The following is a 17,206-nucleotide window of genomic DNA, read 5'->3' as shown; positions in this document are numbered from 1 at the left end:
CCAAGGGGGAAATTTTGAAGAAATCACTCGCATTTGTCGTGCTCACCGGGCTTCTGCTCACCGGGTGCGGCGGCAAGCAGATGTCCGCACCATCTGAAGCATCACCCAGCATTTCCGCAGCCGCGGCTGTGGAAGGCGCCATCTCCGTTCCCGGCCTGGTCGGGATGACCCTGGACAAGGCCACGAACCAACTTCAGGATCTGGGTCTCAAGGTCAAGGCAACCGACGTTGATAACGGCAAGTCGATCATGGTCAAAAGCAACTGGACCGTCGCCCGCCAGGGCACAGCGGAAGGCACCAAGGTAGACAAGGGCGCGACCGTTGAACTGGGGGTCCATCACCTCACCGACTCCACCCCGACGCCGACACCGACTCCGACGCCGACTCCGGTCAAGGTCGTAGAGGCTCCGCTCGCGCCGGTGGTCCCGGCCGCTCCTCCGGCGGTGGCTGAGCCGCCCGCTCCCGCCTACGTTCCGCCGGCACCGGCCTATGTCCCGCCGGCACCGGTTCAGGCTCCGCCCGTCTATGGCGGAATCATCTGCAAGGACGGCTACGCATGGCCGTCTTCAACCCGTCGGGGCGCTTGCAGCGGTCACGGAGGCATCAGAAACTAGCCCGAGAAAGGTGCCGGGCCACCCTGTGGCCCGGCACCTACACTCCGGTCAGGCGTTCCTGGCAGCTGGGCGAGACGACCCGCAGCGTGCTGGCCGGGTTGGCGACGAGGGCCGCGGCCGGCCTGACCGGACGCCGCTCGAGGTTACCACCGCAGTTGGGGCACGCCCCGTCGCGGAAACGGGCGACGCAACCGGGGCACCACGTGCACTCGAAGGTGCAGATGTAGGCCTCGTCGGTGGGCGCGATGTCGCGATCGCAGCATTCGCAGTTCGGTCGGATCTCAAGCATGCGACCAGCCTACCGGCCGGTAACTAATGCGCCGGACGGCTGGGGCTCAAGCAAACCCAGCACCGCCGGCTGGCTGCTGCTGAAGCTCGGCGCCCCGCCCGGTGCTGATCACGGCCGTAGACATGTCCAACACCGCGCACACAGCGTGGAACGGCTCTTGACGGCGGCGTCCGGACAGCATGTGATGGACGGGAACTGATCCCGGACCACTCCTCTGCCGGACGCCCGCCGTCCGGAACGCCGAAAGGACAACGAATGTCCCTGCTCGACTCCGCCCTCTGGAACGGCAAGATCTACCTCAACGGCTGGCGGGACGGGGGCGGCGGGACCGGCACCGCCGTCGAGCCGGCCACGGGCGAGGAGCTGGGCAGCTACGGGGTCGCCTCGGCGGACGACGTCCGGGAGGCCGCCGCCACGGCGGCGAAGGCTCAAAAGGAATGGGCTGCCCGGAATCCGGAGGAGCGTGCCGCCGTCCTGCGCCGCGCCGGGCAGCTCTGGGAGGAGCACGCCGCCGACATCCAGGACTGGATCGTCCGCGAATCCGGCGGCATCCCTCCCAAGGCCGGCCTGGAAACGCACATCGCCGCCAACGAATGCTACGAGGCCTCCGCGCTGCCCTCGCTGCCGGCCGGGGATGTCCTGACCTCCAACGAAAACCGCTGGTCCTTTGCCCGCCGCCGGCCCGTCGGCGTCGTCTCCGTGATCTCCCCGTTCAACTTCCCGCTGATCCTCTCCATCCGCGCCGTCGCCCCGGCCCTGGCCCTCGGCAACGCCGTGCTGCTCAAGCCGGATCCGCGGACCACGGTGTGCGGCGGCGTCAGCGTCATCCGCATCTTCGAGGAGGCCGGGCTCCCGCCGGGGCTCCTCTCGCTGCTCCCCGGCGGCGCGGAGGTGGGTGCCGCCGTCGTCGAGGCCGAGGGGGTGCGCGTGATCGCGTTCACGGGTTCGACGGCGGCCGGCCGGAAAATTGGCGAGACCGCCGGCCGGCTACTCAAGCGCGCCCACCTGGAACTGGGCGGCAACAACGCCCTGATCGTCCTGCCCGGTGCGGACATCGCCAAGGCGGCCTCCGCCGCCGCGTTCGGGTCCTTCATGCACCAGGGCCAGATCTGCATGGCCGCCGGCCGTCACATCGTGCACGAGGACATCTACGACGAATACGTCGCCGCCCTCTCCGAGAAGGCCGCGCACCTGCCCGTGGGCGACCCGAAAAGCGGCACCGTGGCGCTCGGCCCGGTGATCGATGAACGCCAGCTTCAGCGGGTGGACGGGATCGTCCGGGACGCCGTCGCCGCCGGCGCGAAGCTCGCCGCGGGCGGCACCCACGACGGCCGCTTCTACCAGCCGGCCGTGCTGGTGGACCTGGACACGGACAGCCCCGCCTGGAAGGACGAAATCTTCGGCCCGGTGGCCCCGGTGATGAAGTTCTCCACCGTGGACGAGGCCGTGGCACTGGCCAACGACAACGAATACGGCCTCTCCATCGGCATCCTGGGCGACGTCGGCCTGGCCATGACCATCGCCGACCGGCTGGACTCCGGCAAGGTCCACATCAACGAACAGACCGTCTCCGACGAGGCCAACTCCCCCTTCGGCGGCACGAAGAACTCCGGCAACGGCTCCCGGATCGGCGGCCATCACGCCAACATGGAGTCCTTCACCGAGATCCAGTGGCTCACCATGCGGCCGGACATCGCGCCCTATCCGTTTTAGGAGCGGGCCACCCGCGCGGCGGCGGTCTCCACCAGGGCCTCGAGCCAGTGCTGGTGCTGCTTCTCGATGCTGCGCCGGACCACCGGTCCCAGCAGCGTCGCGAGGACGCCGCCCTGGACCTCCTCGGTGACGATCAGGGTGCCGCCGTCGTCCGTGCGCTGCAGGTCCCAGCGGTGGTAGCCGGTGGAGCCGCGGCCGGCGCCCTCCCAGCCGAGCCGGGTGCAGGGGGCGAACTCGCGGACCGTGCTGGCCACGCGCAGGCCGAAGGTGGTCCAGTCGAACCGGGACGAGGCCTCAAGTTCCGTGCCGCCGCCGTCGAGCACCACGTCCTTGGCATTGCGGTACCAGGCCGGCCAGCGCGGCGCCTCGATCAGTACGGGCCAGAGCTGCTCCGGCGTGAGGTCGGTGCGGAGCTCGTTATAGGCGTACACCCGGGCCGAGGCGGGGTCGAAGCCGGCGGGCCAATCGGTGGTGGGGTTCACTTGCTGCTCCTGAACTGAAGACGGAGGTAGGCGTCGAAGAGGCCCGAGCCGAGGAAGCGGCGGGACTGGACGATCGCCTTGGCGGCGGGGGTGACGGTGTAGCGGGACCGGGGTTTGCGAGCCGTCGCGGCGTGTTCGACGACGGCGGCCACGGCGTCGGGCTCCGCGGCCAGCAGCGGGGATGCGTAGGAGACGGCCATCTGCTCGTCGGCCGCGGCCCGGAGCTGGGCGTACGGGCCGCCGTCGGCGCCGGAGGCGGCGAGGGTGCGGGCGGCGGTGGCGCCGAAGCCGGTGCGGATCAGGCCGGGGGCGATCAGCGAAGTGCTGATGCCGAAGGGCGCCGTCTCGAAGCGCAGCGCGTCGGTGATGGCCTCCACGGCGTACTTGCTGGCGTGGTAGTAGCCGCCCACCGGGAAGGTGACACGGCCGCCCATGGACCCGATGTTGACGATCCGGCCGGAGCATGCGGCGCGCATGCCGGGCAGCACCAGCTGGATCATCCGGGAGAAGCCGAAGACGTTCGTCTCGAACTGGCGGCGGACGGCGTCCAGGTCCGCTTCCTCGATGGTGCCGTATTCGCCGTAGCCGGCGTTGTTGATGAGGATACCCACGCTGCCGTGCCGTTCCTCCACGGTGCGGACGGCCGCGGCCATGGAGTCCTCGTCGGTGACGTCCAGGGGCAGGACGGTGGCGCCGGCGTCGGCGAGCACGGCGAGGGTTTCGGGCCGACGCGCGGTGGCGTAGACGGTGAAGCCGGGCCGTTTGAGCAGCCGTTCGGCGGCGGCCCGGCCGATGCCGGAGGAGGCTCCGGTGATCAGAACTGCGGTGGTCATGGCTGGTCCTTGGGTTCGTGGGGATAGATGGTGAAGCCTGCGGTGAAGATGGCCACGCCGCGGCGCAGCCGGTCCGGGAGCGCGTCGGGGGCGGCGACGCCTGCTTCCAGGCCGCGGGTGAAGGCGAACAGCATTTCGGCCGCGTCCCGGGCATCGGCGCCGGGATAGGCCTCCTGTACGGTGCGGGTGAGCAGATCCAGCATCGCCTCGTCGTACCGCCCCAGCGCCTCGGGGGCGAGCCGGGTTTCCACACCCAGCAGCTCGGCGGCGTGTGCCGGGCTGTCCCGCCAGATCCGCATCACCAGCTCCAGCTTGGCCAGCAGGATTCCCGCCAGCCGCTCCTCCGGCGCCGTGCCGGCAGCCGCGGCCGCCTCCGAGGCGGCGCGGGCGTCGGCCAGCAGGCGTTCGACCAGGGCGCGGAAGACGTCTTCCTTGCTGCGGAAGTACTGGTACAGCGCGGGCCGGGAGACTCCGGCCTGCCCGGCGATGTCGTTCATGGTGGTGCGGCGGGCCCCGTGCCGGGTGAAGCACACGTAGGCGGCCCCGACGATGTCAGCACTGCGGTCGCTCATGCCTGACACTTTAGGCATTAAACGTCAGAATGTAAAGCATGCCGTGTCCGGGATGCCCTGGCGCCGGTTAAACGCCGAACGCCGGCGGCCCCGAGGGGCGCCGGCGTTCGGACCGTGGGTGGAGCGGTGCTACATGTGCACGTGCAGGCGGCGGGCCGCCTCGGAGATCGATCCGCTCAGGGACGGGTAGACCGTGAAGGTGCTGGCGACGTCGTCGACGTGCATCTTCTGTGTCACGGCCAGCGAGATCGGGAAGATCAGCTCGGAGGCGTTGGGGCCTACGACGACGCCGCCGATCACGGTGCCGGAGCCCTTGCGGGCGAAGATCTTGATGAAGCCGTCGCGGTGGTTGCGCATCTTGGCGCGGGCGTTGCTGCGCAGCGAGAGCTTGACGACGTCGCCCTGGTACTTGCCGGAGTCGATGTCCGCCTCGGACACGCCCACGTTGGCGATCTCGGGCGAGGTGAAGATGTTGGACGCCACCTGGTGCAGCTTCAGCGGGGCGACGCTGTCGCCGAGGAAGTGGGCGATGGCGATCCGGCCCTGCATGGCGGCGACGGAGGCCAGCGCCAGGACGCCGGTGCAGTCGCCGGCGGCGTAGATGTTCGGGGCGGTGGTGCGGGAGACGCCGTCGACCTTGATGTGGCCGCTCTCGGTCAGCGCGACGCCGGCATCCTCCAGGCCGATCCCCGCGGTGTTCGGGATGGACCCGACGGCCACCAGGCAGTGGCTGCCGCGGACGGTCGAGCCGTCCGCCAACGTAACGATGACGCCGTCGTCCGTGCGTTCCACGGTTTCGGCGCGGGCCCGGGACAGCACGGTCACGCCGCGGCGTTCGAAGACGCCCTCGAGGACCTCGGCGGCGTCCGCGTCGGAGCCGGGCAGGACCCGGTCGCGGGAGGAGATCAGGGTGACCTTGGAGCCCAGGCCGTTGTACGCGGAGGCGAATTCGGCGCCGGTGACGCCGGAGCCCACCACGATCAATTCCTCGGGCAGCTCGTCGAGGTTGTAGATCTGCGCCCAATTCAGGATGCGTTCGCCGTCCGGGCGGGCGGTGGGCAGTTCGCGCGGGTGGGCGCCGACGGCGAGCAGGACCGCGTCCGCCTCGACCGTCTCCACGCCCTCCGCGGTCAGGACCTCGATCGTGTGGTTGTCGAGCATCTTGCCGGAGCCGAGCATGATGCGGACGCCCTGGCCCTCGAGGCCGCGCTGGATGTCGGCGGACTGCTGCCGGGCCAGGCCGAGGAGCCGGTCGTTGATGTGCTTGAGGTCCGCGCGCATGGTGGGCATGCAGTCGCCGCCGTCGACGTCGAACTTCACGCCCAGCTCCCCCGCCTCGCCCACGCGGGTCATCAGGTCCGCGGTGGCGATCAGGGTCTTGGAGGGGACGACGTCGGTGAGCACGGCGGAGCCGCCGAGGCCGGCGCGCTCGATGATGGTGACCTGCGCTCCCAGCGAGGCGGCGACCATGGCCGCCTCGTAGCCACCCGGCCCTCCGCCGAGAATCGCGATACGGGGTGCACTGAAATCGGGATGCGTAGTCACAATCATCCATTCTCCATCATCCGGACCGGCGCCACCAAGCCACGGTGCTGGGCAGCGCGGGGGCGGCAGGGTAGCTTGTTCCAGTGAGCAACACGGAATTCCTGAACACTGACCCCTTCGACGCCGCCCGCGCCGCCGCCGACTACATCGCGGAGGAGACCGGCGTCGACAGCCACGACATCGCCCTGGTGCTGGGCTCGGGCTGGGGGGACGCCGCCGAACTGATCGGCGAGACCACCGCCACCCTGTCCGCGGACGAGGTCCCGGGCTTCTCCGCCCCGTCGGTGGTGGGCCACGTAGGCACCATCCGCTCGGTTCTCACCCGCGAGGGCAAGCGCGCCCTGGTGCTCGGCGCGCGCACGCACTACTACGAGGGCAAGGGCGTCCGCGCCGTGGTGCACGGGGTCCGGACCGCCGCCGCCGCCGGCTGCAAGACCCTGGTCCTCACCAACGGCTGCGGGGGCTTGAACGAAGACTGGGCTCCCGGTACACCGGTGCTGATCAGCGACCACATCAACCTAACCGCTACCTCCCCGCTGGAGGGCGCCACCTTCGTGGACCTGACCGACCTCTACTCCTCACGCATCCGTGGCCTGGCCCGCGAGGTGGATTCAAGCCTGGACGAGGGCGTCTACGCGCAGTTCACCGGCCCGCACTACGAAACCCCGGCCGAGGTGCAGTATGCCAAGCGGATCGGCGCTTCCCTGGTGGGCATGTCCACCGCGCTGGAGGCCATCGCCGCACGTCACGCGGGCATGGAGGTTTTCGGCATCTCGCTGGTGACCAACCTCGCCGCCGGCATCAGCCCGGTACCGCTGAGCCACGAAGAGGTCCTCGAGGCCGGCCAGGCCGCGGGCCCGCGCATCTCCAAGCTGCTCGCGGAGATCATCGCCAAGCTCTAAGTCGGCCGGCTCAGCCTGCCGCCAGCTGCGCCACGGTCCGGGCCCGGTCCTCCGGGAACCGCCGCTCCATCGAGTCGGCGATCCCGGCGATGGTCTGCCGGGCCAGGGTCTGCCGCCACACCAGTTCCGCCTGCCGCATCGTCTGGGAGACCAGGCAGGACCGGGTGAAGTCGTCCCGCGTCGCGGCGCCCGGGACGTTGCCCAGGATGCCCTCGCAGCGGAAGGCCGGTTCCTGGCCCTCGATGGCCAGCACCACGTCCAGGACGGTGATGGCATCCGGCCGCCGGGCCAGCGCGAACCCGCCGCGCGGGCCGGAGACCGAGACCAGGATCCCGTCCCGGACCAGCGCCTGCAGCTGCTTGTTCAGGTAGGCGGCGGGCAGGTTATACAGGGCGGCGATCCGGCCGCTGTTGACGGCCTCGCCGGCGGGGGTCCAGGACATGGCGACGCACGCGTGCAGCGCCCATTCCACCCCTCGCCCCATCCTCATATTCCAGACGCTATGTGTCCGGAAATTGGGGTGTCAACGGGCCGAGGGGCCCTGTGGGGGTCTCCTGCGGCAATCCTGAGCCAGCCCTGCGGAGGGTCCGGACGTAATGGAACTGTAAGGCCGCCCGCGCTTGTCGCGGCGCGCCGGCCCCCGGTTTGCCGCTAGTTTGGTATTCATGACGTCTTCCGATGCCGCACTGAACGATCTCCTGGGCGAAGCCCGCGCCTGGGCCGGACAGGACCCGGATCCGGCCACCGCCGCCGCCCTGGCCGAGCTCATCCGCCTCACCGAGGAAGGCGCTCCCGGCGCCCGCCAGGAACTCGCAGACAGCTTCAGCGGCACCCTGGAGTTCGGCACGGCAGGCCTCCGCGCCGCCCTCGGCCCCGGCCCGAACCGGATGAACCGCGTAGTGGTCCGGCGCGCCGCCGCAGGGCTCGCCGCCTTCCTCACCGGCGCCGTCGGCCAGGCCGCCGCCGGCACCCGGCCGCGCGCCGTCGTCGGCTACGACGCCCGGCACAACTCGGACGTGTTCGCCCGCGAGACCGCCGCCATCTTCACCGCCGCCGGCATCGAGACGTTCCTGATGCCCGCCGCACTGCCCACCCCGCTGCTCGCCTACGCCGTGCGCGCCCTGGACTGCGACGGCGGCGTGATGGTCACCGCCAGCCACAACCCTCCGCAGGACAACGGGTACAAGGTCTACCTGGGCCGGCACGCCGTCGAGGAGTCCGGCCGCGGCGCCCAGATCGTGGCACCCTACGACGCCCGGATCGCATCCGAGATCGACGCCGTCGGTGCACTCGAGTCGATCGCCCTCGCCGAGGACGGCTGGACGGTCCTGGAGCCCTCCATCGCCACCGACTACCAGGCCGCCGTCGCGGCGCTGGTGATGCCGGAGCACTTCCCGGCCCGCGACCTGAAGATCGTCCTGACCCCCATGCACGGCGTGGGCGGGGACACCGCCGTCGCGGTACTGAACGCCGCTGGCTTCGCGGACGTTACCCTGGTCACCGAGCAGGCCCTCCCGGACCCGGACTTCCCCACCGTCAGCTTCCCCAACCCCGAGGAACCCGGCGCCCTTGACCTGGCGCTGGAGACCGCTGCCCGGGTGGACGCGGACATCGTGATCGCCAACGACCCCGACGCCGACCGCGCCGCGGTGGCTGCCAAGGACCCGGACACCGGCGCCTGGCGGATGCTGCGCGGCGACGAGGTGGGCGCCCTTCTGGGCGCGCACGTCGTCGCCCGGCTCGCGGCCGACGGCGGCACTGGGCACGGCAGCGCTGTTGCGGGCGCCGCGCAGGACGGCGATACCGCCGGCGTGTTCGCCAACTCCATCGTTTCCTCCCGGCTGCTGGCACGCGTGGCCACCGCCGCAGGCTACGACCACCAGGAAACCCTCACCGGCTTCAAGTGGATCGCCCGCGTCCCGCACCTGCTCTACGGCTACGAGGAGGCCCTGGGCTACTGCGTGGCCCCGTCCCTGGTCCGGGACAAGGACGGCATCTCAGCCGCCGTGCTGATCGCCGAACTCGCCGCCGCGGCCAAGGCCGCCGGCCGGACCATCTTCGACACCCTCGACGAGCTGTATCTGGTGCACGGCCTGCACGCCAGCGACCAGCTCAGCATCCGGGTGGCGGACCTGGGCCTGCTGGACGCCATGATGAACCGGCTGCGGGTCAGCCCGCCGGAATCCTTCGGCGGCTCCGCCGTGGAGACCGCCGCGGACCTGTCCGAGGGCAGCGAACAGCTCCCGCCCACCGACGGCCTGCTCTACCTAACCCGCGACGGCAGCCGCGTGATCATCCGGCCCAGCGGCACCGAGCCGAAACTCAAGTGCTACCTGGAGGTGATCCGGGGCGTGGAATCCGCCGCCGGCCTGCCCCAGGCCCGGCAGGAGGCGCGCGCAGCGCTGGACGCCGTGCTGGCGGACGTGCGCGAGGCCCTGGGCCTCTAAATCCCTTGAGCCTCTAGCGCCCCCCTCGCGGGGACGCAGCTTCAAGAGATACGGGCCGTGGCTAAAGCCGGATTTCGATGAAGCCGTCAACGGCGCGCGCCGGATAGGTTGCCAGCCGCAGCTCCGGGTTGCCGAGGCACTCCCCGGTCAGCAGGTCGTAGACCTCCTTGTGCAACGGGGACGCCAGGGTCCGCCGGGTCCCCCGCGATCCGGTAATCCCCCGGGCCATGACGTGCGCGCCGGTGGCCGGATCGGCGTGGTCGACGGCGAAGACCTCACCGCCAGCCGTGCGGAACACTGCCACCTGCCGGCCCGCGACCAGTGCCGCCTCACCCCAGCCTGGCTCCAGGACCTGCACCGCGCAGATCCGGTGCCAGCCGGTCCCGTGCGTTCCCGTCATCTGCTCCGCAAAACTGCGGGCCGCGTCATCCAGTACGGCAGTCATCCGGGGCTCCTCCCTGCTTGCTTCCGGTTTCCCGGCCGCCGCTGCGGCCATTCCCCCACGCTAGGACCATCGTGTAACGGCCACATACAGCCCATGTGTCCGGCCGGTAAAAGAGACCTCACCCGGGCCGAAACCCGTCCGTGATGCAGAAGTTAAGACCACGAAACATTCGGGAAACTGACGCGAAACTGCCGCTGCCTAGGCTGGCCGGAGATGTTGCAGCACACCGCCTGCGGCCCAACGAAAGGCCACCCGTGACCGGACAGACCGCCAGCCCCCGCCCCTCCTCCCCCGCACCCGCCGCGGCGCGCCGCGTCGTCGTCGCCGGCGGCGGCCCCGCAGCCCACCGCTTCGTGGAGGCCATGCACGCCCGCGGTCTGGCCGGCTGGCAGATCACCGTGCTGACCGAGGAGGCCCACCTGCCCTACGACCGGGTGGCGCTGAGCAAGGCGCTGACGGATACCGGCGTGGACCTCACCCTGGGCGAACCCTCCCTGTGGGACCACGGGGCGCTCACCCTCCGGACCGGCGAGCGCGCCACCGGAATCGACACCGCCGCGAAAACGGTGCAGACCGCCGCCGGCACCGTCTACCCCTACGACGAGCTGGTGGTCGCGACCGGCTCGGACGCGGCCCGCCTGCCCATCCCGGGCGCCGAACACACCCACGTCTACCGCACGCTGGAGGACGTCCGGGCCATCAACGCCGAAATCGCGGACCTCACCGCGGCGCTGGGCCGCACGGTCAACGCCGTCACCATCGGCGGCGGCCTGCTGGGCCTGGAGGCGGCGGCCGGCACCGCCCAGCTCGGCGCCAACCCGGTCGTCATCAACGGCTCCCCCTGGCTGATGAACACCCAGCTGGACGAGGGCGCCGGGCAGGCCCTCGGCCGGCTGATCGAGGCCAAAGGCTTCACCGTCCACTGCGGCGTGTTCCCCGCCGAGGTGCTCTCCGACGACGCCGGCCGGGTCACCGGCGTGCTGCTGGCCGACGGGCGCGTGATCGACGCCGACATCGTCATCGCCGCCGTCGGCGTGCGGCCCCGCGACGAGCTGTTCCGCACCGGCGACGGCGGGCCCCAGCAGTTCCGGCTCGGCCCGCGCGGCGGCGTCGTCATCGGCGAGGACTGCCGCACCGAGGTCCCCGGAATCTGGGCGATCGGCGAGGTGGCCAACTTCGGCGGCATGTGCCTGGGCCTTGTAGCGCCGGCGAACACGATGGCTGAAATCGTCGCGGACCGGCTGCACGGCGGCGCCGCGACCTTCCCCGGCTTCGACACCGCCACCAAACTCAAGCTCTCCGGCGTCGACGTCGCCAGCTTCGGCGACGCCTTCGCCCGCACCGACCACGCGCTGGAGATCGTCTACGCGGACCCGGCCCGAGGCGTCTACCAAAAGATCGTCACCACCGACGACGCCGCCACCCTGCTCGGCGGGATCTTCGTCGGCGACGCCGCCCCGTACACCGCGCTGCGGCCGCTGCTGGGCCGCGCACTGCCGGCCGAACCCGGCGCCTACCTCACCGCGGCCGGCGGCGGAGTCGACGCCCTCGCGGCCGAACTGCCCGACGACGCCATCCTCTGCTCCTGCAACAACGTGGCCGCCGGGACCATCCGCGACGCCGTCAACGGCTGCGGCACCTGCGAGGGCAGCGAACCGGTCCGGGACCTCCCCGGGCTCAAGGGCTGCACCCGCGCCGGCACCAGCTGCGGATCATGCATCCCGATGCTCAAGAAGCTCCTCGACGGCGAACTCACCAAGTCCGGCGTCGAGGTCTCCACGGCGCTGTGCGAACACATCGGGCTCTCCCGCCAGGAACTCTTCGACGCCATCCGGGTCCTGGAACTGACCTCCTTCGAGGACGTCATGGACCGCTACGGCAGCGGCGAGGGCTGCGATATCTGCAAGCCCACCATCGCCAACATCCTCGCCAGCCAGCACGGCGCATACGTCCTCGACGCCGGCCGCGGCACCCTCCAGGACACCAACGACCGGGCCCTGGCGAACATGCAAAAGGACGGCACCTACTCGGTGGTGCCGCGGATCGCGGGCGGTGAGATCACGCCGCAGAAACTCGGCGTGATCGCCGCCGTCGCCGAGCAATACGGCCTGTACACGAAGATCACCGGCGGCCAGCGGATCGACATGTTCGGCGCCCGGCTGGAACAGCTCCCGGAGATCTGGAAGCTGCTGGTGGACGCCGGGTTCGAATCCGGCCAGGCCTACGGCAAGAGCCTGCGCACCGTGAAGTCCTGCGTCGGGTCCACCTGGTGCCGCTTCGGGGTGCAGGATTCGGTGGCCATGGCCATCCGCCTGGAACTCCGGTACCGCGGCCTGCGCAGCCCGCACAAGCTGAAGATGGGGGTCTCCGGCTGCGCCCGCGAATGCGCCGAGGCCCGCGGCAAGGACGTCGGCGTGATCGCCACCGCGGACGGCTGGAACCTCTACGTCGGCGGAAACGGCGGCGCCACCCCGGCGCACGCGCAGCTTCTCGCCAAGGACCTCGACGACGAGACGCTGATCCGCTACATCGACCGCTACTTCATGTACTACATCCGCACCGCCGACCGGCTGCAGCGCACCGCCCGCTGGCAGGAGGAGCTCGACGGCGGCATCCGCCACGTCGAGGACGTGGTGGTGCACGACAGCCTGGGCATCGCCGCGGACCTCGAGGCAGCCATGGCCAAACACGTGGACACCTACGTCGACGAGTGGGCCGAGACCCTGCGGGACCCGGACCGGCTGCGCCGCTTCCGCTCCTTCGTCAACGCCCCGGGCCAGGCGGACGACTCCATCACCCTCGTCCCCGACGACCGCGGCCAGATGCGGCCCGCCACCGCGGAAGAAAAACGCTCCCGGCTGATCGCCACGACCATCCCCGTCAGGTCGGCCGGCCCCGCCGCCGGCGAACCCACCGAAAGCAGGGTCTAAGCATGCAGCTCAGCATCGAACTCACCGGCCGGACCGTCCTGGTCGCCGGATCCGACGCCGCCGCACGGCAGGCCGTCCGGCGCTACCGGGCCGCCGGCGCCGTCGTCGGCCGCCTCACCGGCCCGGACGCCCCGGCGGCTCCGGGGCCGCTGCCCTTCCTGGTGGCCGCGGTGGACGACGGCCAGCCCGGCTGGCCGGCCCGCCTGGACCGGTTCCGCGCCGCCGGCGTGCCGGTCGCCGCCGAACCCGCGGCCGGCCCGGCCGGGCACGTCACCCTGGTGGGCGGCGGCCCCGGCGCCGGGGAGCTGCTGACCGTCGCCGCGGTGGCCGCCCTGCGCGACGCCGACGTCGTCTTCTACGACCGGCTGGCACCGCACCAGGACCTGCCGTCCCTGACCACCGCGGAGCTGGTGGACGTGGGCAAGACCCCCGGCCACCACAAGGTCAGCCAGGCCGGCATCGAGGAGTTGATGGTCAATGCCGCCCAGGCCGGCGCGAACGTGGTCCGGCTCAAGGGCGGAGACCCGTACGTCTTTGGCCGCGGCGGCGAGGAAGTGGCCGCCTGCGTGCGCGCCGGGCTGCCGGTCCGGGTCATTTCCGGGGTCACCAGCGCAGTCTCCGTCCCGGCCGCCGCGGGCATCCCGGTCACCCACCGCGAGGTCAGCCGCCTGTTCACCGTGGTCTCCGGCCATGCCCCGCTCACCGAGGACGAACACCGGCACCTGACCGGGCTCGGCGGGACCATCGTGGTGCTGATGGGCATCGGCACGCTCCACCAGCTGGCGGCCGGGCTGCGCCGGGCCGGGATGCGCGCGGACATGCCGGTGGCGGTGATCGAGCGCGGCTACCAGCCCGGCCAGCGCACCACCATCGCGGCCCTGGGCGGCATCACGGCGGCCGCTGCCGGCTGCGGCAACCCCGCCGTCCTGGTGATCGGCGAGGTGGTCCGGGTCGCGGAGGCGAACCGGGGCTGCGACGCCGCCGCGGCCGAACTGGACCGCCTCGCGGCGTCCCTGGTCGGGGCGTGAGCGCCGTGACCGTGAACAGCCTGGCCGGGACCGCCCCGGACACCGCCGGAACCGCCGACCAGCCGCTGGAGGGCTTCCGGATCGGCGTCACCTCGCACCGACGCTCGCAGGACCTGATTGAGGCCCTGGAACGCCGCGGCGCCGAGGTGCTGCACGCACCGGCGCTGAAGATCGCCCCGGCGCAGGAGGACCACCGGCTGATCGAGGACAGCCGCGCCATCATCGAGGCCCGGCCGCAGCTGTGCATCGCCACCACCGCCTACGGCATGCGCCGCTGGTGCGAGGCGGCGGACAGCTTCGGCATCGGCGACCAGCTGCTGGAGACCCTGGCCGCCACCCGGATGTTCGTCCGCGGGCCCAAGGCCCGCGGCGCCGTGCGCGCGGCCGGCCTGGCCGACGTCGGGATCAGCAGCGACGAGACCACCGCAACCCTGGTGGACATGCTGCTGGCCGAGGGGGTGCGCGGGAAGACCGTCGCCGTCCAGCTGCACGGCTACACCGACGTCCGGCAGCTGGAGCGGCTCCGGATGTCCGGGGCAAACGTCATGACCGTCACCCCCTACCGCTGGGTCAAGCCCGAGGGCGCCGGCCGGCTGCCCAAGCTGATCGAGGCCGCCTGCAACGGCAGCCTCGACGTGCTGACCTTCACCTCCGCCCCCGCCGTCGACGCGTTATGGAGCACCGCGCACGAGATGGGCCTGTACAAGCAACTGGTCGCGGCGCTGAAGACCACGGTGGCCACCGCCGTCGTCGGCCCCATCACCGCCCAGCCGCTGGTCGACGCCGGCGTGCAGCCGCTGGTGCCGGAACGGTTCCGGATGGGCGCACTGATCCGGCTGGTCTGCGAACACCTGGCCCTGAACCACGTCCGCCGGCTGGACACCGCCGCGGGCGCGGTGGAGCTGCGCGGCCGGTCGCTGCGGATCGACGGCGAGCCCGTGGAACTGGCGCCCGCGCCGCTGCTGCTGATGCGGGCGCTGCTGGGGGCCGGCGGCGCCGTCCTGTCCCGCGAGTCGCTCTCCGAGCTGCTGGAACTGCGCGGCTCGGTGCACGCGCTGGACATGACAGTCAGCCGGCTCCGGTCCGCGCTGCCGGACGCCTCGCTGGTGGAAACCGTGGTGAAGCGCGGCTACCGGCTCCGGGTGTGAGCCACGCCATTACCAGCTGGTAACAATTGGCGAACAGGGAGCGAAAATACCGCAACACCGCAGAAACGTGCGCGAAAAACCGGCCTCCTACGCTGGGGAACAACAGAAACAGGGGCCACACCAGCAGGCCCGCCAGCGAAAGGGCCAGCACATGTCCGCACCGAAATCCTCCGCCGCCAGCACCGCCTCCACCACCGTGGCCTCCTCGCCGCGGATCGTGATCGCCGGGGCCGGCCCGGCGGCGCAGGCCCTGGTCCGCCAGCTCACCCGCACCCCGTTCGGCGGCGCCATCACGGTCCTCAGCAACCGGGACGACGCCCCGGCGGAACTGCTGGAGCTGGCCGTGCTCCCCCAGGTCTCGGTCCGGTTCGGCCAGCCCGCCAGCTTCATCGACGCCGAGCAGCGGCGGGTGACGACGGCGGACGGCCTCGAATTCGGCTACGACCAGCTGGTCATCGCCACCGGCTCGGCCCCGGCCCTGGCCCCGATCGAGGGCTCGGGCCGGTGCCTGAGCTACTCCACGATCGACGACGCCGGCACCCTCGGCGACGCGGTCAAGGACGTCACCCGGGTCTTGGGCCGGCGGCCGCTGGGCATCCTGGTGGGCACCGGCACGGCAGCGGGACAGGCCGAGGCAGTGCTGCGGGCCCGCGGCGTCCGCCCGGTCCGCACCACGCTGCGGCCCGCCGCCGTCGTCCCCACCCTCGCCGGGTCCGTGCTGCCGGCCTCCGGGATCGTCTTCGAGGACGGCTCCAGCATGAGCGGTGACCTGGTGGTCCTCGCCGAGGAGCGGATCTCCCGGGACGCGCTGGCCCGCACCGCCGGGCTGGCCACCGCCGCCCAGGGCGGGATCCTGGTGGGCGCCGACTACCGCACCTCCGTGCCCGGCATCTGGGCGATCGGCGACGCCGCGGCGCTCGACGGCGTCCGGCTGGGCCTGTTGGTGGCCGCCGGTTCCGCCGCCAGCATCTGCGCCGCCGGGCTCGTGCAGGCCTGCCTCCAGGTCCCCGTCGCGGCCGCCGCCTGAGCGGGCTCCCTACCCCGAGACAGTGTGGTCCCATATGGCAAGATGGTGCACTGAGAAGCCACGACGCGCGCCGCGTCAGCAGCCGGGCCGGCCATGATCCGTCCCGTCAGGAAAGGGACCACCATGAGCAACGACGCCACCACGGCCGGGGCCTCCGGCACCGGCCAGGACCTCCACCACGGCACCGGCAACATCGCCGCGTTCATCGACCACACCCTGCTCAAGCCGGAGGCCGGCGAGGCCGACGTGCTCAAAGTCTGCTCCGAGGCCGCCGAGTACCAGTTCAAGTCCGTCTGCGTGAACCCGATCTGGGTCAAGACCGTCAAGACCGCCCTCAAGGGTTCCGGCGTGCTGACCTGCTCCGTGATCGGCTTCCCGCTCGGTGCGACGCCCAGCGACGTCAAGGCCTTCGAGGCCCGCGGCGCCGTGCTCGACGGCGCGGACGAGATCGACATGGTGATCAACATCGCAGCCGCCCGCGCCGGCGACAAGGGCGCCCTGGTCGATGACATCCGTGCCGTGGCCGAGACCGTCCACGCCGGCGGCGCCATCCTCAAGGTCATCATCGAGACGTCCCTGCTGGACGACGCGCAGAAGGTCCTCGCCTGCGAGGCCGCCGTCGAGGCCGGCGCCGACTTCGTCAAGACCTCCACCGGCTTCAACGGCGGCGGCGCGACGGTCGAAGACGTCACCCTGATGCGCCGCACCGTGGGACCGGACCTGGGCGTCAAGGCATCCGGCGGCGTGCGGTCCCTTGCCGACGCGCAGGCTATGATAGCTGCTGGTGCAACACGTATTGGCGCCAGCTCCGGCATCGCGATCGTCAAGGGCGAACAGGGTTCGTCCGCGTACTGACCGCCCCGCCGGAACCACGCCGCCACAGTTTTTACAGCCCCGCGGGGCCGAGGAGGAACGAATGTCCAGCAACAACGGCAAGACCGCCAAGACCCCCAGGTTCGAGAACAACCTGGCATCCAGCGTGGTGCTGTTTGTCATCATGATGGCGCTCTTCTTCGGCGCCCTGTACTCGCTGTCGTTCCTGACCCTGGGCAACCCCTGGCCGATGCTTGCCTGCCTGGTGCTGTTCGCCCTGGCGTTCTGGATCCCGCAGACCATCACCGGCCGCTCGGACTCGGCCGGCGAACACTAAGCCTCGTCCAAAGCGTGAAGCCCCGGTTCGCCGGGGCTTCACGCGTTTAACGGCCGGTTCCGGACGGGCGCGGCGGATTCG

General features: G+C 71.3%; 17 protein-coding genes, 1 tRNA gene and 1 pseudogene. 12 read left to right on the top strand and 7 right to left on the bottom strand.

From position 1 onward, the window contains the following. Positions 1 to 14 precede the first annotated feature (14 nt). Positions 15 to 614: a PASTA domain-containing protein gene (locus AB0O44_RS09900; protein ID WP_364136937.1), complete on the top strand. Its 600-nt coding sequence runs from the start codon at positions 15 to 17 to the stop codon at positions 612 to 614. 37 nt (positions 615 to 651) lie between these two features. On the opposite strand, the gene AB0O44_RS09895 is transcribed toward AB0O44_RS09900, so the two are convergent. Further along, entirely contained in the window at positions 652 to 903 is a 252-nt protein-coding gene (locus tag AB0O44_RS09895; RefSeq protein WP_290258481.1) for a DUF1272 domain-containing protein, read from the bottom strand. 255 nt (positions 904 to 1,158) lie between these two features. On the opposite strand from AB0O44_RS09895, the gene AB0O44_RS09890 reads away from it, so the two are divergent. Beyond that, entirely contained in the window at positions 1,159 to 2,616 is a 1,458-nt protein-coding gene (locus AB0O44_RS09890) for an aldehyde dehydrogenase family protein (protein ID WP_364136935.1), read from the top strand. On the opposite strand, the gene AB0O44_RS09885 is transcribed toward AB0O44_RS09890, so the two are convergent. The 4 genes from AB0O44_RS09885 to AB0O44_RS09870 form a co-directional block, all read right to left on the bottom strand. Further along, positions 2,613 to 3,098 carry an SRPBCC family protein gene (locus AB0O44_RS09885; RefSeq protein WP_364136933.1) on the bottom strand — a complete coding sequence of 162 codons (486 nt, stop codon included), beginning with the start codon at positions 3,096 to 3,098 and terminating at the stop codon, positions 2,613 to 2,615. The genes AB0O44_RS09890 and AB0O44_RS09885 overlap by 4 nt on opposite strands. Continuing rightward, positions 3,095 to 3,931, bottom strand: a complete 837-nt coding sequence (locus AB0O44_RS09880) for an SDR family NAD(P)-dependent oxidoreductase (protein ID WP_364136931.1) — start codon at positions 3,929 to 3,931, stop codon at positions 3,095 to 3,097. Before AB0O44_RS09880 ends, AB0O44_RS09885 begins: the two co-directional genes overlap by 4 nt. Further along, positions 3,928 to 4,503: a helix-turn-helix domain-containing protein gene (locus AB0O44_RS09875; protein ID WP_364136929.1), complete on the bottom strand. Its 576-nt coding sequence runs from the start codon at positions 4,501 to 4,503 to the stop codon at positions 3,928 to 3,930. The genes AB0O44_RS09880 and AB0O44_RS09875 overlap by 4 nt, the downstream gene beginning before the upstream one ends. Before the next feature lie 129 nt (positions 4,504 to 4,632). Next, positions 4,633 to 6,048 carry an NAD(P)H-quinone dehydrogenase gene (locus AB0O44_RS09870; protein WP_364136927.1) on the bottom strand — a complete coding sequence of 472 codons (1,416 nt, stop codon included), beginning with the start codon at positions 6,046 to 6,048 and terminating at the stop codon, positions 4,633 to 4,635. Between the two features lie 83 nt (positions 6,049 to 6,131). On the opposite strand from AB0O44_RS09870, the gene AB0O44_RS09865 reads away from it, so the two are divergent. Then, positions 6,132 to 6,950 carry a purine-nucleoside phosphorylase gene (locus tag AB0O44_RS09865; RefSeq protein WP_364136925.1) on the top strand — a complete coding sequence of 273 codons (819 nt, stop codon included), beginning with the start codon at positions 6,132 to 6,134 and terminating at the stop codon, positions 6,948 to 6,950. A 10-nt stretch (positions 6,951 to 6,960) separates the two neighbouring features. Here the strand turns inward: AB0O44_RS09865 and AB0O44_RS09860 are convergent, their stop codons facing one another. Next, positions 6,961 to 7,440 (bottom strand): Rrf2 family transcriptional regulator, encoded by a 480-nt coding sequence (locus AB0O44_RS09860; protein ID WP_364136923.1) that lies wholly within the window; start codon positions 7,438 to 7,440, stop codon positions 6,961 to 6,963. A 175-nt stretch (positions 7,441 to 7,615) separates the two neighbouring features. Between AB0O44_RS09860 and AB0O44_RS09855 the strand changes: the two genes are divergently transcribed. Next, positions 7,616 to 9,397 (top strand): phospho-sugar mutase, encoded by a 1,782-nt coding sequence (locus AB0O44_RS09855; protein ID WP_364136921.1) that lies wholly within the window; start codon positions 7,616 to 7,618, stop codon positions 9,395 to 9,397. A gap of 61 nt (positions 9,398 to 9,458) precedes the next feature. Here AB0O44_RS09855 and nirD read toward each other — a convergent pair whose 3' ends face one another. Next, positions 9,459 to 9,842 carry a nitrite reductase small subunit NirD gene (nirD, locus tag AB0O44_RS09850; RefSeq protein ID WP_364136919.1) on the bottom strand — a complete coding sequence of 128 codons (384 nt, stop codon included), beginning with the start codon at positions 9,840 to 9,842 and terminating at the stop codon, positions 9,459 to 9,461. 143 nt (positions 9,843 to 9,985) lie between these two features. Here nirD and nirB point away from each other — a divergent pair. The 8 genes and pseudogenes from nirB to AB0O44_RS09810 form a co-directional block, all read left to right on the top strand. Continuing rightward, positions 9,986 to 11,977 (top strand): annotated as a pseudogene (gene nirB / locus AB0O44_RS09845) (nitrite reductase large subunit NirB); the annotation flags it as partial. After that, a tRNA-OTHER gene (locus tag AB0O44_RS09840) sits at positions 11,947 to 12,066 on the top strand. The pseudogene nirB and the gene AB0O44_RS09840, both read left to right, overlap by 31 nt. Then, positions 12,035 to 12,772 carry a hypothetical protein gene (locus AB0O44_RS09835; protein WP_364136917.1) on the top strand — a complete coding sequence of 246 codons (738 nt, stop codon included), beginning with the start codon at positions 12,035 to 12,037 and terminating at the stop codon, positions 12,770 to 12,772. Before AB0O44_RS09840 ends, AB0O44_RS09835 begins: the two co-directional genes overlap by 32 nt. Positions 12,773 to 12,774: 2 nt before the next feature. Then, complete coding sequence (gene cobA / locus AB0O44_RS09830) at positions 12,775 to 13,800, top strand: uroporphyrinogen-III C-methyltransferase (protein WP_364136915.1); 1,026 nt, start codon at positions 12,775 to 12,777, stop codon at positions 13,798 to 13,800. 5 nt (positions 13,801 to 13,805) lie between these two features. After that, on the top strand, positions 13,806 to 14,948 hold the full coding sequence (locus AB0O44_RS09825; protein ID WP_364137311.1) for a uroporphyrinogen-III synthase: 1,143 nt from the start codon (positions 13,806 to 13,808) through the stop codon (positions 14,946 to 14,948). Between the two features lie 151 nt (positions 14,949 to 15,099). Further along, entirely contained in the window at positions 15,100 to 15,975 is an 876-nt protein-coding gene (locus AB0O44_RS09820; protein WP_290258494.1) for an FAD-dependent oxidoreductase, read from the top strand. Positions 15,976 to 16,098: 123 nt separating this feature from the next. Next, a complete protein-coding gene (deoC, locus tag AB0O44_RS09815; RefSeq protein WP_364136913.1) occupies positions 16,099 to 16,830 on the top strand; it encodes a deoxyribose-phosphate aldolase in 732 nt (243 codons plus the stop codon). 61 nt (positions 16,831 to 16,891) lie between these two features. Continuing rightward, positions 16,892 to 17,125: a hypothetical protein gene (locus AB0O44_RS09810; RefSeq protein ID WP_290258496.1), complete on the top strand. Its 234-nt coding sequence runs from the start codon at positions 16,892 to 16,894 to the stop codon at positions 17,123 to 17,125. Positions 17,126 to 17,206 lie beyond the last annotated feature (81 nt).

The organism is Arthrobacter sp. NPDC080082 (assembly GCF_040686595.1).
In the GTDB taxonomy this organism is placed as follows: domain Bacteria; phylum Actinomycetota; class Actinomycetes; order Actinomycetales; family Micrococcaceae; genus Arthrobacter.
Note: the sequence above shows the minus strand (reverse complement) of the source record. Positions and strands in the feature narration are given on the sequence as shown.

Excerpts from the sequence above, each read along its gene's own strand:
- AB0O44_RS09895 (WP_290258481.1), bottom strand. The coding sequence starts at position 903 with ATGCTTGAGATCCGACCGAACTGCGAATGCTGCGATCGCGACATCGCG.
- AB0O44_RS09890 (WP_364136935.1), top strand. The coding sequence starts at position 1,159 with ATGTCCCTGCTCGACTCCGCCCTCTGGAACGGCAAGATCTACCTCAAC.
- AB0O44_RS09880 (WP_364136931.1), bottom strand. The coding sequence starts at position 3,931 with ATGACCACCGCAGTTCTGATCACCGGAGCCTCCTCCGGCATCGGCCGG.
- AB0O44_RS09875 (WP_364136929.1), bottom strand. The coding sequence starts at position 4,503 with ATGAGCGACCGCAGTGCTGACATCGTCGGGGCCGCCTACGTGTGCTTC.
- AB0O44_RS09860 (WP_364136923.1), bottom strand. The coding sequence starts at position 7,440 with ATGAGGATGGGGCGAGGGGTGGAATGGGCGCTGCACGCGTGCGTCGCC.
- AB0O44_RS09855 (WP_364136921.1), top strand. The coding sequence starts at position 7,616 with ATGACGTCTTCCGATGCCGCACTGAACGATCTCCTGGGCGAAGCCCGC.
- nirD (WP_364136919.1), bottom strand. The coding sequence starts at position 9,842 with ATGACTGCCGTACTGGATGACGCGGCCCGCAGTTTTGCGGAGCAGATG.
- cobA (WP_364136915.1), top strand. The coding sequence starts at position 12,775 with ATGCAGCTCAGCATCGAACTCACCGGCCGGACCGTCCTGGTCGCCGGA.
- AB0O44_RS09820 (WP_290258494.1), top strand. The coding sequence starts at position 15,100 with ATGTCCGCACCGAAATCCTCCGCCGCCAGCACCGCCTCCACCACCGTG.
- deoC (WP_364136913.1), top strand. The coding sequence starts at position 16,099 with ATGAGCAACGACGCCACCACGGCCGGGGCCTCCGGCACCGGCCAGGAC.
- AB0O44_RS09810 (WP_290258496.1), top strand. The coding sequence starts at position 16,892 with ATGTCCAGCAACAACGGCAAGACCGCCAAGACCCCCAGGTTCGAGAAC.